At 64.6% G+C, this 15,705-nt stretch carries 10 protein-coding genes and 1 pseudogene; 2 read left to right on the top strand and 9 right to left on the bottom strand.

Features of this window, described 5'->3' with window-relative positions; genetic code table 11:
• Positions 1-191 precede the first annotated feature (191 nt).
• From SOM28_RS19835 to SOM28_RS19820, 4 genes are all read right to left on the bottom strand, one after another.
• A complete protein-coding gene (locus SOM28_RS19835) occupies positions 192-1,220 on the bottom strand; it encodes a porin (RefSeq protein WP_123071752.1) in 1,029 nt (342 codons plus the stop codon).
• A 162-nt stretch (positions 1,221-1,382) separates the two neighbouring features.
• Complete coding sequence (locus SOM28_RS19830; RefSeq protein ID WP_320469179.1) at positions 1,383-2,561, bottom strand: PAS domain-containing sensor histidine kinase; 1,179 nt, start codon at positions 2,559-2,561, stop codon at positions 1,383-1,385.
• Between the two features lie 117 nt (positions 2,562-2,678).
• Positions 2,679-3,446 (bottom strand): LytR/AlgR family response regulator transcription factor, encoded by a 768-nt coding sequence (locus SOM28_RS19825; protein WP_147934680.1) that lies wholly within the window; start codon positions 3,444-3,446, stop codon positions 2,679-2,681.
• A gap of 83 nt (positions 3,447-3,529) precedes the next feature.
• The gene (locus SOM28_RS19820) at positions 3,530-4,813 is read right to left on the bottom strand and encodes a sensor histidine kinase (RefSeq protein WP_320469178.1); all 1,284 of its coding nucleotides are present in this window, start codon (positions 4,811-4,813) and stop codon (positions 3,530-3,532) included.
• A gap of 256 nt (positions 4,814-5,069) precedes the next feature.
• Between SOM28_RS19820 and SOM28_RS19815 the strand changes: the two genes are divergently transcribed.
• Positions 5,070-6,008, top strand: coding sequence for an exopolyphosphatase (locus SOM28_RS19815; RefSeq protein ID WP_320469177.1), 939 nt, complete (start codon positions 5,070-5,072; stop codon positions 6,006-6,008).
• Between the two features lie 112 nt (positions 6,009-6,120).
• Here SOM28_RS19815 and SOM28_RS19810 read toward each other — a convergent pair whose 3' ends face one another.
• From SOM28_RS19810 to SOM28_RS19800, 3 genes are all read right to left on the bottom strand, one after another.
• On the bottom strand, positions 6,121-8,481 hold the full coding sequence (locus SOM28_RS19810) for a sensor domain-containing protein (protein WP_320469176.1): 2,361 nt from the start codon (positions 8,479-8,481) through the stop codon (positions 6,121-6,123).
• Positions 8,482-8,575: 94 nt separating this feature from the next.
• On the bottom strand, positions 8,576-9,457 hold the full coding sequence (gene fdhD / locus SOM28_RS19805) for a formate dehydrogenase accessory sulfurtransferase FdhD (RefSeq protein WP_320469175.1): 882 nt from the start codon (positions 9,455-9,457) through the stop codon (positions 8,576-8,578).
• Positions 9,454-11,763 carry an FdhF/YdeP family oxidoreductase gene (locus SOM28_RS19800; RefSeq protein WP_320469174.1) on the bottom strand — a complete coding sequence of 770 codons (2,310 nt, stop codon included), beginning with the start codon at positions 11,761-11,763 and terminating at the stop codon, positions 9,454-9,456. The genes fdhD and SOM28_RS19800 overlap by 4 nt, the downstream gene beginning before the upstream one ends.
• 250 nt (positions 11,764-12,013) lie before the next feature.
• On the opposite strand from SOM28_RS19800, the pseudogene SOM28_RS19795 reads away from it, so the two are divergent.
• Positions 12,014-13,562: pseudogene (locus SOM28_RS19795) on the top strand (catalase).
• Between the two features lie 198 nt (positions 13,563-13,760).
• Here the strand turns inward: SOM28_RS19795 and SOM28_RS19790 are convergent.
• Positions 13,761-15,029 carry a nitronate monooxygenase gene (locus SOM28_RS19790; RefSeq protein ID WP_123070871.1) on the bottom strand — a complete coding sequence of 423 codons (1,269 nt, stop codon included), beginning with the start codon at positions 15,027-15,029 and terminating at the stop codon, positions 13,761-13,763.
• 177 nt (positions 15,030-15,206) lie between these two features.
• Positions 15,207-15,692 carry a YajQ family cyclic di-GMP-binding protein gene (locus SOM28_RS19785; protein ID WP_123070872.1) on the bottom strand — a complete coding sequence of 162 codons (486 nt, stop codon included), beginning with the start codon at positions 15,690-15,692 and terminating at the stop codon, positions 15,207-15,209.
• Between the last annotated feature and the right edge of the window lie 13 nt (positions 15,693-15,705).

Below are 15,705 nucleotides of genomic sequence, written 5' to 3'. Positions count from 1 at the left end.
TGAGACAAACAGTCATTGAAGTATGGTCGCTGATTGATCGGTCGCAAGCGATGGCCCGACACAGCTCGGAAATCATTGTGGGCGCCATAAAAAACGCCGGCATGTGCCGGCGTCAGGCGTTCCCGCGGACGCGAGAACGAAAGAGGAAACCGTCGCAGGCCGCGGAACGCGACCTGTGCGGCCCTGCATGATTAGAACGAGTGACGCAGGCCGACGGTGAACACCGATGGATCGGCGCCCAGCGCGGTGGCTGGCGGGGTCACGTTGTTCGACGAAGCGTTGATGCCAAAGGCACCGCGGCCGTTGTTGCGCAGTTGGGCGTAGGTCGTGTAGATGTTGGTGCGCTTCGACAGCGAGTAGGTGTACGACACCGACACGGTGTTGCCCTTGGCATCGGTGTTGTCCAGCTTCTGCTGCTGGAAGTTCAGGAAGAACTTGTTCGCGCCGACGGCGTACGACGCGCCGATATTGGCGTTCGTGTATTCAGGGTTGACAGCGTTGCCGGCGCCTTCCAGCTCGGCCTTCATCCAGTTACCCTTGATTTCGAACGCGCCGAAGTTGTAGCCGGCGCCGAACGCCATTTCCTTGTCGTCGCCTTCGGTCAGGCGTTCGATGGTGTGGTAGCCGGCGCCCAGGTACAGGCCGCCGTTCTTGTATTCCAGCGATGCGCCCAGCAGGTCGCCCGACGGGTCGACGGTCGTTTCGCCGGTCGAGTAGGCGGCGTTGACGACGAAGCCCGACAGCGAGTTCGATTTGTAGTTGACCGAGTTGGCCAGGCGGCGGGTCAGGCGGCTGGTGCCGAAGGCCGACAGGTTCGAGCCGTACAGGCCCTGGCCGTTGATGTCGGTCGCAGCGGCGACGGCGGCGATCGGCGAGTATTCGCGGCCGACGGTCAGGGTACCGAAGTCGCCCTGCAGGCCGACCACGGCGCGGCGGCCGAAGGTCTGGGAGTCGGTGGCGCCGGTGTCGAGCGACACGCCGGCTTCGATGTTGAACAGGGCTTTCAGGCCATTGCCGAGATCTTCGGTACCGCGGAAGCCGAGGCGGCTGCTCGACTGGTTGCCCGAGCTGACGGTGGTACGACGGTCTTGACCCGGTGCGTCGGTGTCCTCGACCGCGATGGCGGCGTCCATCACGCCATAGATCTGGACGTTGGTCTGGGCTTGGGCGAACAGTGGCAGGGACGACAGCACAGCGGCAGCCAGGAACTTATACTTCATGAAGATCTCCAGTTTAGTTTCGACAAGATGTTGAGTTATCAATCAACTCAGATCGACAGCGATCTTATCGAGCCAATATGTCGAGTTCATGACATCCTGACTATGTTGTTTTTACGCAATAGCCCGAATAATATTCTTTACTTTCGGCCTCCGTAGAAAACTTTAGACGACATGTCCGCTCAGCGGCAGCACGATGTCGATGCGGGTGCCGGGCGGTTCGTCGCCGGCGATGGTGATGTCGCCGTGCATGGCCCAGACCCGCTCGCGCATGCCGACCAGGCCCAGCGACTGGGCTTTTTCCATGTCTTCGGCGCGGATGCCGCGGCCGTCATCCTGGATCGTCACCAGCAGCTCGCCGTTGGTGCGATACAGATTGAGCAGGACGTTCTGCGCCCCGGCATGGCGCGCGATATTGGTCAGCGCCTCTTGTACGATGCGAAACACCGCCGTGCTGGCAGCGTCGTCCAGGCGTAGCTCGGCCTCGTCGGCCAGCAGGGTGCAGCCAATGCCGTGGCGCTCGACGAATTCGTCGCGCAAGCCCTGCAGCGCGAAATACAGGCCGCCCTCGTCGAGGGCGCGCGGGCGCAGGTTGGTGGCGATCCGGCGCAGCGAGGTGATGGCGGTGAGCAGGTTGGTTTCCATGCCGGCGATCAGGCGCACGCTATCGTCCGGCAGTTGATCGACCCGGGTCAGCAAAGTCAGGTCCATACGCAGCGAGGCCAGCAACTGACCGAGGTCGTCGTGCAGCTCGCGCGCGATATGGGTGCGTTCTTCTTCGCGGATGCTTTGCAGGGCCGAGGACAGCTGGCGCAGCTGGTCGTGCGAACGCGCCAGCTTTTGCTGCACCAGGTGGCGCTCGGAGACGTCGCGCAAGATCACCGTAAACACGAGGCGGCCCTCGTGCTCGACGCTCGAGATCGATCCCTCGACGGGAAACAGCTGGCCGCCGGCGCGGATGCCGGTGACGGCGTAGTCGGTGGCGCGCCGTCCCGCGCGGCCGCCGCCGGCCGGGAAAAAGTCGAAGGGGGTGTGCGCTTCCGGCGAGGGCGGCTGGATGAAGCGCGACAGGCGGTTGCCCTGCATGGCGCTGACGCTGGAATTGAACATCTGCGCCGCGGCCGGGTTGGCCAGCAGGATGGTGGCGTCCTCGTCGACCGACAGGATGGCGTCGCTGGCGCTGTGGACGATGCGGCGGCTGTCGACGCCGCGCCCCTTGCGCTGCGGACTGCGGGCCCGGCTCAGGGCTGCGGCCATGTTGCCAGCGCAATAGCCGCCCAGAAAGCCGGCCACCAGCACGGCCGGACCGGAGCGGCGACTGCGTGCCCTGCGCTGAGATCTCATGCGGGATAGAGGAGGAAGGCCGCGGACGCGGACCGGGTCCTCTACATTACGCGCATGGAGACATGCGGGCGTTGAGACCAGACAAGGCGCCGGCGCTGGAACGCGCCGGCGCCGGCTTCACATCTGCTTGAACAGGTGCAGGAAGCTGCGGCTGACCTCGAGCTTTTCCGGGCGGCCCTTGACCAGCACGAGGTGACGGCCGCGGATGTCGCGCGTGACGCCCTCGATCGCATTCACGTTGACCAGGGTCGCGCGGTGGATCTGCCAGAACAGCGAGGGATCGAGCTCATCGGCCAGGTCGCGCACTGGCTTGCGGATCAGGGCTTCGAAGCCGGCCGTCTGCACGGCCGTGTATTTCTCGTCGGAACGGAAGAACAGGATCTCCTCCACCGGGATCATGCGCAAGTCCTGGCCGATGCTGGCCTGGATCCATTGCAGGTGTTTCTGCTTCGGCGCGGCGATCTTCTCGGCCAGCTGGCTCAGCATGGCCGACACGCTGTCGTTGACGCTGCCGGCGACCTGCGGCTTGTCCAGGCGCTCCTTGAGGCGGTCGACCGTGATCTTCAGGCGGTCCGGCTCGGTCGGCTTGAGCACGTAGTCGATCGCGCCGCGCTCGAAGGCTTCCACCGCGTATTGGTCGTAGGCGGTGACGAACACGATCTGGCTACCGTCGCCGATCTCGCGCGCCGCTTCCATGCCGGTCTTGCCCGGCATGCGGATATCGAGGAAGGTGAGGTCGGGATTCAGCTCGGCGACCAGCTGTACGGCTTCTTCGCCATTCTTCGCTTCGCCGACGATCTGCAATTCGGGCCAGGCTTCCTGCAGGCGCATGCGCAGCTGGTCGCGCATCAGTCTTTCGTCATCGGCAATAATCGCGGTAGGCATGGTGAGTCTCTTCTCAGGTTTATTATGCAATGATTATTCAATGAAACCGGGCGCCAGGCAAGCCGGGCCGCCAGCTCTCGGCCTCAAGCCTGTTTCGACAGCTGATAAGGCACTTCGATCGTCGCGATCACGCCGCTCGGGCTGTTGGCGCCGATGTGCAGGCGGGCGCTGTCGCCGTGCAGCAGCTTGAGGCGGTCGCGGATCGTCTGCAGGCCCAGGCCGGTGCCGTCACTCGGCACCACGCCGAAGCCCACGCCGTCGTCGGTCACGGTCACGCGCAGCTTGCTGTCGGCCACCTCGGCCACGATCCTGAGGGTGCCGCCTTCGGGCTTGCATTCCAGGCCGTGCTTGATCGCGTTCTCGACCATCGACTGCAGCATCATCGGCGGGAAGGCCGCGCTGCGCAGGCCGTCCGGGATCTGCAAGTCGACCGTGAGGCGTTCTTCCATCCGCATCTTGAGCAGGGCGAGATAGGCGCTGACCATGTCCACTTCGCGCCCGAGGCCGGTAAGCACCGCGTTGTCGCGCATCTGCGGCAGCACCGCCCGCAGGTACTGGATCAGGCTGCGCTGCATGGCCGAGGCGCGCGGCGGATCGACCCGGATCAGGTGCTCGACCGAGGCCAGCGTGTTGAACAGGAAGTGCGGTTCGACCTGGGCCTGCATCATCTGCATCTTGGTTTCCGACAACTGGCGCTGCATGGCTTCGCGCTCGGCGGCGGCGTTGGCGACCTGGGCCTCAGCATCGGCGCGCTTCTTGCCGCCCACCAGGGCCTTGGTGCCGAACAGGGCGAGCAGGAGCAGCAGCACGAAGTTCATGAACCAGGTCGAGGCCTGCTTGTGGTAGCGCGACACCTTCTGCTCGGCGGCATCCTCGACCGCCGCTTCGATGGCGTTGGACAATTCTTCGCCAATCTGGGGCGGCAGCTCGATGTGGACCGAATCGTCGCCCGGGTGGATATTGATGCCGCTACCGCCGATGGCGGGCGGCTTGGGCGGCAGCGGCGGATGGGGCGCCTCTGGTGCATCCGGATCGGCTGGCGGAACCGGTTCGGCAGGTTCCGCCGGCTCGGCCGCGCCGCCGCGCGCACGTGTACGCGGATTGAAGCGGATGCCGCTCTCGTCGATCAGGATGCTGGCTTCGCTGCGCCGCCCGGCATCGCGCTCGGCGCGGGCGATCTCTTCCTGGGCCGGGCCGTTGAACAATTCTTCTTGCAGGATGCCGGCGGCGGTCAGGGTCAGGCAGGCGAATAGCAGGAACTTCCACCACGATAGCTGGGTGACCCAGGTCGCCACCGCGTCGAAGGCCCGGTAGAGCCGGGACAGGATGCCCGTCAAATACTGTTGTGTCGAACTGCGTGCTTGCATGGTCGTCAATCTTGTATGTACGCCATCATCGATCGTCGCGGATGGAGCGTTGGAATGATGCAACTTTAACGCGCCGGACGCGTCAGGGCCAGTCCCCTGCGACAGCCTGCAGGATTCGGGGAATGGACGGTACTCATGCGCTGGAAATGATCGAACTCAACAGCTATTAATTAGAAACATTGCAAGGTATGATGATCTTCTCCGATGGCCGGGCCATGCCGGGACCAATCACAACCGATGACGAAAGGGTGTGCCGATGTCCGCTATTCCCCACAAATTCCGCCTCGTGACCCGCAGCGACTTCGACGGTCTCGTGTGCGCCGTGCTGCTCAGGCATCTCGAACTGATCGACGACATCCTGTTCGTCCATCCCAAGGACATGCAGGACGGCGAGATCGTGATCACCGCGCGCGACATCACGACCAATCTGCCTTACGTCGCCGGCGCCCACCTGGTGTTCGACCACCACCTGTCGGAAACCATCCGCAATACCGGCCGCCGCGAAAACCACATCATCCACCCCGAAGCGCCGTCGGCGGCGCGCGTGGTGTACGACCACTACGGCGGCGCGCGCACCTTCCCGGCCACCTGGAGCACGATGATGGCGGCGGTCGACAAGGGCGATTCGGCGCGGTTTACACGCGACGAGGTGCTCGATCCGCAAGGCTGGGACCTGCTGAACTTCCTGATGGATGCGCGCACCGGTCTCGGGCGCTTCCACGATTTCCGCATCTCGAACTACCAGCTCATGATGGACCTGATCGGCCATTGCGCCACCCAGGACGTCGAACAACTGATGGCGCTGCCGGACGTCGTCGAGCGCAGCACGCTGTATCGCGAGCACAGCGAGCGCTGCAAGGAACAGATCCGGCGCTGCGCCAAGGTCGAAGGCAACCTGGTGGTGCTCGACCTGCGCGAAGAGCCCGTCATCTATGCCGGCAACCGCTTCATCATCTATGCCCTGTTCCCCGAGACTAATATCTCGATCCACGTGCTGTGGGGCGTCAAGCAGCAAAACACCGTGTTCGCCACCGGCAAGTCGATTCTCAACCGGACCTCGAAGACGAATATCGGCGCGCTGATGCTGGAATACGGCGGGGGCGGGCACGAGAATGCCGGCACCTGCCAGGTGGACAACGAATTGGCCGAGGACGTGCTTGGAGCGCTGGTCAAGCGCATTACCAGCGAAGGCTAGTTGACACGTCATTCCCGCGCAGGCGGGAATCCAAGTCTTCTGGCGTCACCGCATAAGTATCTGTTCACGGCTGCGCATCGGCCTTGGATTCCCGCCTACGCGGGAATGACGGCTAAGCAGTATGCTGCCGCTGCGCCAGCAAATGCCGCGCCGCGTCGGCCGACAGCGGTTCGGAGAACCATTGGCCCTGCATCTGGTCGCAGCCGTGGTTGCGCAGGAACTCCACCTGGGCCTCGGTCTCGACCGCTTCGCCGACCACCGTGATGTCGAGGTTGCGGCCGATGTCGATCAGGGCCTTGGCCAAAGACCCGCCGCGACCGTGGTCGGCGATATTGTGCACCGCCGCCTTCGACAGCTTGACCTGGCGCACCGACAGCTGCTGCAGGAAGTTCAGGTCGGAGATGCCGCGCCCGAACTGGTCGATCGACAGCATGGCGCCGACGTCGCGCAACTGGGCCGCCAGGTCGCGTCCCAGTCCTGGATTCCTGATCAGGTCGGCCTCTGGGATCTCGATCTCGATGGTGCCGGGCGGCAGGCCGTAGCGTGACATGCGCTCGGCGATGCCTGCGATGAAGGTGGGCCGGCTGTACTCGCGGTGCGAGACGTTGACCGCCACCGGCAGCGCCGTATAGCCGGCATGGCGCAGGTCGCGCGCGAAGGCGCAGGCCTGGTCCAGCACCCGGTTGCCGATCTCGACGATCTGTCCACTTTCCTCGGCCTCGGCCAGGAAGGCCGCCGGCAGCATCACCCCGTTGACCGGATGGCGCCAGCGCAGCAGCGCCTCGAAGCCGCGCACCTTGCCGCTGCGCGCGTCCATGCGCGGCTGGAACAGCAGGAACAGTTCGTCGTCGTCGAGCGCGCTCTTCATGCTGCCGGCCAGGCTTGCGCGCGCCTCGCTGGCCAGGCGCATCTCGCTGGAATAGAAATGCACGCCGCCGCCAGAGTTCTTGGCCCGGTACATGGCCATGTCGGCCGCCCGCACCAGGTCGGCCGGGGTGTGGCCGTCGTGCGGGAAGGCGGCCACGCCCAGGCTGGCGCCGACCGGGATTTCGCTGCCGCGGAAGGCCACCGGCATGGTCAGCGCGCGGCGCACGCGCTCGACCATGCGCAGCGTGAAGCGCAGGCTGGGCTGGTCGACAAGCACCATCACGAACTCGTCGCCCGACATGCGCGCCGCCGTGTCGCTGTCGCGCACGGTCGCCTGCAGGCGTCGCGCGACCACCTTCAGTACCGCATCGCCGGCGTCGTGGCCGAAGGTGTCGTTGATGGCCTTGAAGTTGTCGAGGTCGATCAGCACCGCCGCCACCAGCGTCTGATGGCGCTGGGCCAGGTGCACCGCGTGGTCGAGCCGGTCCCACATCAGGGTGCGGTTGGCCAGGCCCGTCAGGCTGTCGTGGTTGACCTCGTGCTCCAGGCGGTCGGCGCGCTGCTTGCTGGCAGTGACGTCGACCAGGATACCGACGAAGTGCGATACCTGGCCATTGTCGTCGTGTACCGGCGTGATGTGCAGGTCGTTCCAGAACACTTCGCCGTTCTTGCGCAGATTGCGCATCACCACGTGCACCGAGCGCTGCGCGTGCAGCGCCTGGCGCATGCGGCTGCGCTCGTCCGCGTCCATCCCGGGCGCTGCCATGAAGCGCGAGTCGCGGCCGATGACCTCGTCGGCCCCGTAGCCGGTGATGCGTTCGAAGGCCGGGTTGACGTATTCGATCGGATGGTCGGCGCCGCCGTTATGGGCGATGATCACGCCGTTGCTGGCGGCGTTCAGGGCGCGCTTGTACAGGTTCAGCTGGCGCTCGTGCGCGCGGCGCCTGGAGATGTCGATGCCCATGCCGAACAGGTACTGGCCACCGGTGCAGTCGATGCGGGCGCCCCGCAGCAGGACGGGGGTTTCGCGGCCGCTGCGCGCGACGTAGTCGACTTCCATCTCGAGTTCGGTATTGTCCTCGAACATGCGATGGACCTTGTCGGCGAATTCGACCCGGTCGCGCGCGTCGAGCATCTCGAAAGCATTGGCTGTCGCGAGTTCCTCGGGCATCATTTCACAAACGCGCTCGAGGTTATGGTTCCACATCAGGATGCGGCCCTCGGGGTTCAGGATGTAGAAGGTGCCGGGCAACAGGTCGACCACGTCCTTGAGCGCGGTGGCGCCGAGGCGTTCGCTTTCGGACGGCGCGCCGGAGACCGGGATGACGGTGACGCTGTAGCCGCGCGCGGCGCCGCTCGCATCGAGCTGGGCGGCCAGTGCGACGATGGCCATACGCGGCGCAGGCGCCGGCAAGTCGACCCGGGCCGCGCCATCCTCGCGCAGGGCCGGCCATGGCGGCGAACCCAGCAACTGGGCGGCTTCCCGGCCGAGGGCGTCCGCGGCGGGAAGACCGAATAGTGTGGCGCACTGGGGATTCCAGGTAATGATCGTACCAGCCTCATCGGCCAGGAAGCTGACCTGCTCGGAGGGGTCGAACGCTGACATGGCGGGCCGCCTTTCTCGCTTCCATGCACGTGCTGCAGCAGCTCGTGCCTGTGTGAAGCCAGCTTACACCTGTTCCGAATTCACTTGGCAAGCGTTACGTACCGTGCGCAACAGCATCAGGCCGCAGGCGGCGCGGATGGGTATAGACCACGTGACGGCCTGCGCGCACGAAACCGGCCAGGGTCAGCCCGGCGCGGTCCGCCAGCCGTACCGCCATCGCCGTCGGGGCCGAGATGGCGGCCAGCAAGCCAATGCCGGCGCGCGCCGCCTTCTGCACCATCTCGAAGCTGGCGCGGCTGGTGACGAGCGCGAAGCCGTCGCCGGCGTCGATGCCGGCGCGCGCCAGCGCCCCGACCAGTTTATCCAGCGCATTGTGGCGGCCCACGTCTTCGCGCACCAGCAGCAAGTGGCCGTCTCGATCGGCCCAGCCCGCCGCATGCATGGCGCCGGTGGCCTGGTGCAGGCGCTGCTGGCCGGCCATGGCCGCCATGGCGCGCTGCAGCGCATGCGGCGCGAACAGGCCATCGGTCTCGCAGACGTCGCCGTCGCGCGGGTCGTTCTGGGCCATCTCGCGCTCGAACCAGGCCAGGCTGTCGATGCCGCACAGGCCGCAACCGGTCTGGCCCAGGCGTGCGCGCCGCGTCGCCTTCAGGCGCGCCATGGCGCCGGGCGCGATGCCGATGGCCAGCGCGATGCCGTTCGGGCCGGCTTCCACCTCGACTTCGCGCACGTCTTGCGCCGCGCGGACGATGCGTTCGGACAGCGAGAAGCCGACGGCGAAGTCTTCCAGGTCTTGCGGCGACGCCAGCATCACGGCGTGGCTGATGCCGTTGTAGACCAGGGCCACCGGCACTTCCTCGGCCAGCAGCTCGCTGCCGTTGTCGATCAGGCCATCGTGCCAGCTTGACGCCGGCACGCTGCTGGCGAGCGCGAACGTCTCGTCGCCGACCTCGCCGAAAGGCGCGCGCGCGTTCATGGCGCGGCCACGGCGGCACTGCGTTCGAGCAGCACGTCGATCGACTTCGCCGCCGGCACCTTGCTTTCCTTGGCGTGGTGCCACAGCGGAATCAGGGGATTGCACTCCGGGTAGTAACCGGCGATGCAGCCCGCCGGCACGTCGTAGGGCACGATCTGCAGGCCGTCGACGCGGCGCTCGATGCCGTCGTCGGCTTTGGTGCGCAGCGTCACGACGTCGCCCTTGTCCAGGCCGTAGCGCGCCATATCGGCTTGACCCATGAACAGCACCATGCGGCTGCCGTGCACGCCGCGGAAGCGGTCGTCGTGACTATAGATCGTGGTGTTGAACTGGCCATCGCTGCGGATCGTGAACAGGCGCAGCACTTCGGGGCCGCCGTCCATGTCCGGGTTGCCGGGCAGTTCGTCCGGCGCCGTGAATTCGGCCTTGCCGCTCTCGGTCTTCCAGATCCGTTCGGCGGCGCCGAGCGGCTTGCGGAAACCGCCCGGCGTCCACATGCGCTCGTTGAAGTCGTGGAAGATCTCGGGGAAGGTGACGCCCATGGCGTCGCGGATGGCGCCATAGTCCGCCACCCAGGCATCCCAGTCGACGCGCGGGTTCGGATCGAGCGTGGCCTTGGCGATGCCGGCCACGATGGCCGGTTCGGACAGCAGGGTAGGGGCGGCCGGCTCGGCCATGCCGCGCGAACCGTGCATGCACGAGGTGCTGTCTTCGACCGTCACCGCCTGCTCGCCCGTGCGCTGGCGGTCGATCTCGATCCGTCCCAGGCAGGGCAGCAGGTAGGCGGCCTTGCCGTGGATGACGTGATTGCGGTTGAGCTTGGTCGCGACCTGCACCGTCAGCGGAAGTTCGCGCCAGGCCGCTTCCATCAGGCGCGTCTCCGGCACGGCGCGCAAGAAGTTGCCGCCCAGGCCTATGAAGGCTTGCAGCTCGTGCTTCAGGATCGCTGCGCAGGCGTCGACCGTGGTCAACCCTTCGTCGCGCGGCGGCTCGAAGCCGTACTGCTCCTTGAGCTTGTCGAGCGGGGCGAGTTCGGGCTTTTCGGTGATGCCGACCGTGCGCTGGCCCTGCACGTTCGAATGGCCGCGCACCGGGCAGATGCCGGCCCCGGGCTTGCCGATATTGCCGCGCAAGAGCAGCAGGTTGACCAGCATGGTCACGTTCTGCACGCCGTTGCGATGCTGGGTCATGCCCATGCCGTAGACACCCATCGCGGCGCCGGCCTGGCAATAAACTTCGGCCGCCTGTTCCAGCGCGGCGCGCGGCAGGCCCGATTCGCGCTCGATCGCCTCCCAGCCGCAGGCGCGCACGGCGCGCTCGAATTGCTCGAAGCCGTGGGTGTGCTCCTGGACGAAGCCGACGTCGATCACGCGCTGTGCGCCGCTTTCCCTGGCGACGTCGTCCAGCGCGAAGACGACCTTGCACATGCCCATGATGGCGGCCGTGTCGCCGCCCGGCCTGATCTGGTGGTACTGGGTGCTGATCACGGTCTCGTGCCCGGTCAGCATCTCGACCGGCGATTGCGGATTGGTAAAGCTCACCAGGCCGCGCTCGCGCAGCGGATTGAAGGTGACGATCGGCACGTCGCGCTCCCGCACTTCCTGCAGCTGGTGCAGCATGCGCGGGCTGTTCACGCCCACGTTCTGGCCGAAGAACAGGATGCAGTCGGTGTGCTTGAAGTCATTGAGCCCCACGGTGCCGACGCCGACCCCGATGGTCTTTTGCAGGCCGACCGAGGTGCTTTCGTGGCACATATTCGAGCTGTCCGGCAGATTGTTATTGCCGTACATGCGCGCCAGCAGCTGGTACATATACGAGGTTTCCAGCGAGGCGCGGCCGGAGGCATAGAACACCACCTGCTTGCGCTCGCAGGCGCGCAGCCGGGCGCCGATCTCGGCGAACGCCACGTCCCAATCGACCGGGCGGTACTTGTCGCTGGCGGCGTCATAGCGCAGCGGCACCGTAAGGCGGCCATGGTCTTCCAGTGCGTGGTCGCTCCAGCTTTCCAGTTCGGTGAGCGTGTGGCGGTCGAAGAAGTCGGGGCCGATCGCACGGCTCGTGGTTTCCCAGGCGGTGGCCTTGGCGCCGCTGGAGCAGAATTCGAAAGGATGCGGGTCGGCCGGCTTGGCCCAGGCGCAGCTGACGCAGGCATAGCCGTCGGCCTTGTTCTGCTTGAGCAGCAGGCGCGTGTCCTTCAGCACCACGTGCTGGCCGCTCAGGGCTTTCTTGACGTCGTCGACCGACCCCCAGCCGCCGGCGGGCATGGTGGCGGCTTCGATGCGGACGGGTTTTTCTTGCTGGCTCATCGGGCTCTCCCTGCAGATGGAGGGTCTACCGTAGCCGCCACCTCCGCCGACTCTCGGTGCGAGCGCGCACATTGGCCGGGAATCATGAACAAATGACGGGTCATTAGAAGGGCGACGCACTTAAATTGAGATAACCGCAAATAACGCATTAGTTAAATACCTATCGTTTCAATAAAGATAATTGATTTCATAAATGACATACTCATCTATAAGATGGCTATCTCTGCTTGAACTTAAATAGGTTTTGACTATGAGTTTTGCTTTACCTTCTCCCGGCCGTCTGGCCTTGTGCGCACTGACGCTGACCGCCGGGGCCATGGCGCTGGCCCAGGGCGCTTATGCCCAGACCCTGACCAAGGACAATGGCGCCCCGGTCGGCGACAACCAGAACAGCCAGACCGCCGGCCCTGGCGGCCCGACCCTGCTGCAGGACGTGCACCTGATCCAGAAGCTGCAGCGCTTCGACCGTGAGCGCATCCCGGAACGCGTGGTGCACGCGACCGGCACCGGCGCCCACGGCAGCTTCGTCGTCACCGATGACCTGTCGGACCTGACCCGCGCAAAGATGTTCAAGCGCGATACCGTGACCCCGGTCTTCGTGCGCTTCTCGACCGTGATCCCGAGCCGTTCGGGCGCGGAAACCGTGCGCGACCCGCGCGGCTTCGCCACCAAGTTCTATACCCAGGAAGGCAACTGGGACCTGGTCGGCAACAACCTGCCGATCTTCTTCATCCGCGACGCGATCAAGTTCCCGGACATGATCCACGCGCTGAAGCCGGACCCGGTCACCAATGTGCAGGAACCCGAGCGCGTGTTCGATTTCTTCTCGCACGTGCCGGAAGCGACCGCCATGCTGACCCGTGTGTATTCGAACTACGGCACGCCGGCCAACTACCGCCAGATGGACGGCAGCAGCGTGCACGCGCTCAAGCTGGTCAATGCCAAGGGTGAGTATGTGTACGCCAAGTTCGCCTGGAAATCGCGCCAGGGCGAGCGCAACCTGCGTCCGCAAGAAATCCCACTGATTCAGGGCAAGAGCACGGCCCACGCCACGGTCGACCTGTACGAATCGATCAAGGCCGGCAAGTTCCCACGCTGGGACCTGACCGTGCAGGTGCTCAAGCCGCAAGAACTGGACAAGTTCGACTTCGACCCGCTGGATGCGACCAAGATTTGGCCCGGCATCCCGGAGCGCAAGGTCCGGCACCATGACCCTGGACCGCGTGCCTGACAACTTCTTTGAGGCGACCGAGCAAGTCGCGCTGGCGCCGGGCAACCTGGTGCCGGGCATCGAGGCGTCGGAAGACCGCATGCTGCAGGGCCGCCTGTTCTCGTACATCGACACCCAGCACCACCGCCTGGGCGCCAACTTCCAGTCGCTGCCGATCAACAAGCCGCTGGTCCCGGTGCGTAATCATCAGCAAGATGGCCAGGGCAATATCGATGGGCGCAAGGGCAGCGTGAACTACCAGCCGAGCCGCCTGGCGCCGCTGGTCGAAGACCCGAATGCCCGCTCGAGCAATCTGCCGCTGACCGGCACGACCCAGCAGCAGCGCATCGCGAAAACGCTGAACTTCCGCCAGGCCGGCGAGTTCTACCGCTCGCTGAGTGCCCAGGACCGTGACGACCTGATCGCCAACCTGTCGGGCGACCTGAAGCGTGTGCAGAACGTGGACAGCCGCGACACCATGCTGTCGCACTTCTGGAAGGCCGATGCCGACTACGGCAAGCGCCTGGTGAAGGCGGTGGGTGGCGATGCGGCGAAGATCGCGGCGCTGGCTGCGGCGCTGAAGGAGTAATCTCGCTGAAGGAGTGATCCGCTAGCAGGCGATGTCTCCCGCTAGCGTAAAAAAGTCGTCCCCGCGGAGGCGGGGACCCAAGTCTGCAAGCGTCACCACATGAATGTGCATGAGTGGCTGTGCTGAATAACTTGGGTCCCCGCCTGCGCGGGGACGACGTCTTTTGCTAGTGGCAGAAACGACGCGACTTGGCGGCGCTCAGGCCGCTGCGACTTCCTGCTTTGCCGGCAACGCGATCTCGTTGTTGACGCTGAACTGGTAATCCTTGAACACGTGCTCCGCGCTCAGGATCTGGTAGTTGCCGTCCGCCAGCAGGTGGGTAGTGTCCTTCAGGCGGTAGGTGTAGTGGCCGCAGGTCCAGCAATTGAAGTTGCGCATGTGCGTGCACAGGCAGGTCTTGTCCATCACGACCACTTTCTTCTGGTCGGGATGGGCCTGCACCTCGCGGTTGTACGAGTTGATGTAGGCGCAGTTGCCGGTGGCGTCCAGCAGGTAGCCGTAGGATTCGCAGCCCGGACGGATGCCGGAGCCGATCGCCGGGGTATTCTTGAGCATGCGCATCGGATAGCCGGTCGGCGACACGCCGTTGACTTCGATGTCTTCTTCGCTGGCGCGGAAGTATTCCTGCTTGACGCTGTCCGGCAGGCCGCACTCGTTGGTGACGGTGAAGCGGGTCGCCACCTGCACGCCGGCGGCGCCTTTTTCCATGAAGCCGGCCGCGTCCGAACCCGTAAACACGCCGCCGGCTGCGATCACCGGGATGCCCAGCTGCTCGGCCTGCATGAAGGCGTGGATTTCGTCCATGATGGTGTGCAGGTCATACTGCTTCCAGTCATCAAGGCCGAAGCCCAGGTGGCCGCCGGCCAGCGGGCCTTCGACGATGACGAAGTCCGGCTTGCGGTCCAGGCGCGACACCTTCTTGAGGAACAATTGCAGCGCGCGCACCGAGGACACGATGATGCCCAGGTGGGCGTCGCGGAAGCGTGGGTGATCCTTGATCAGCTCAAACGAACCCAGGTGCAGGCCGGCCGACAGGGTGATGCCGTCGATACCGGCGTCCAGTGCCGCACCCAGGCGCACGCGCAGGGTTTCCTTCGGCGCGTTCATGGTCAGCTTTTCCATGCAATTGACGTAGATAAGGCCATCGCCTTTCTTCGCTTCCATGGTCGAACCGACGTGGCGACGGGTCGCCTCGGCCAGGTGATCCAGGTCGAACTGGACCACCGCCTTGTTCATATTGTTGATGTTGAACTTGTAGGTCTTCGTCTTGTCTTTAACGAAGGTGGTGTCGAACTTGCGGTCGGACACGTCCTGCGACATGGCGTCGGAGATATGACCGATACCACCGAGGCGGGCCGCTTCGAGGGCCAGCTCGGACGTCGAAATGTCCACACCCATTCCGCCAATCATGATGGGCACATATTCCTTGTTGCCCATACGTAGGCGGAAATCATCAACACGTTTCATTGCTATCCTTAGACTACCTAATCTGCCCGGGGTTGCGGCGGCGCACAGCGTCACGAAAACGCATGAATTTCAAGGCGCCATTCTACTCCAAGCGGGGCAAGGCGCCGCGGAACCTGTCCACGCGTGCCTTGCTCTCAAGCCGGTCATGCCGGCCACATGCGACTCAGTTCTAAAAAATCAGTCGCGGAAATTATTGAAGGCCAGCGGCAGCTCTTGCACGTCCTTGCGCAGCATCGCCATCGCCGTCTGCAGGTCGTCGCGCTTAGCACCAGTAACGCGCACCGACTCGCCCTGGATGCTGGCTTGCACCTTCATTTTGCTTTCCTTGATCAGTTTGGTGATCTTTTTCGCATCTTCGGTCTCGATGCCGTTGCGCACCTTGATCACCTGCTTGACCTTGTCGCCGCCGATCTTCTCGACCTTGCCTTCGTCGAGGAAGCGTACGTCGACCTTGCGCTTCGACATTTTGTTGATGAGCACGTCCTTGACCTGGCTGAGCTGGAAATCGGAATCGGCCAGCAGCGTCAGTTCGCGCTCTTTTTGTTCGACATTGGCCGAGCTGCCCTTGAAGTCGAAGCGGGTCGTGATTTCCTTGTTCGATTGCTCGACCGCGTTCTTGACTTCGACCATGTCTGCTTCGCAGACCACATCAAACGATGGCATGGAGTGTCCTTAT

Origin of the sequence: Massilia sp. CFBP9026 (assembly GCF_034045165.1) — a bacterium.
Classification (GTDB): Bacteria; Pseudomonadota; Gammaproteobacteria; order Burkholderiales; family Burkholderiaceae_D; genus Telluria; species Telluria arenae.
This window is presented reverse-complemented; position numbering and strand designations above follow the sequence as displayed.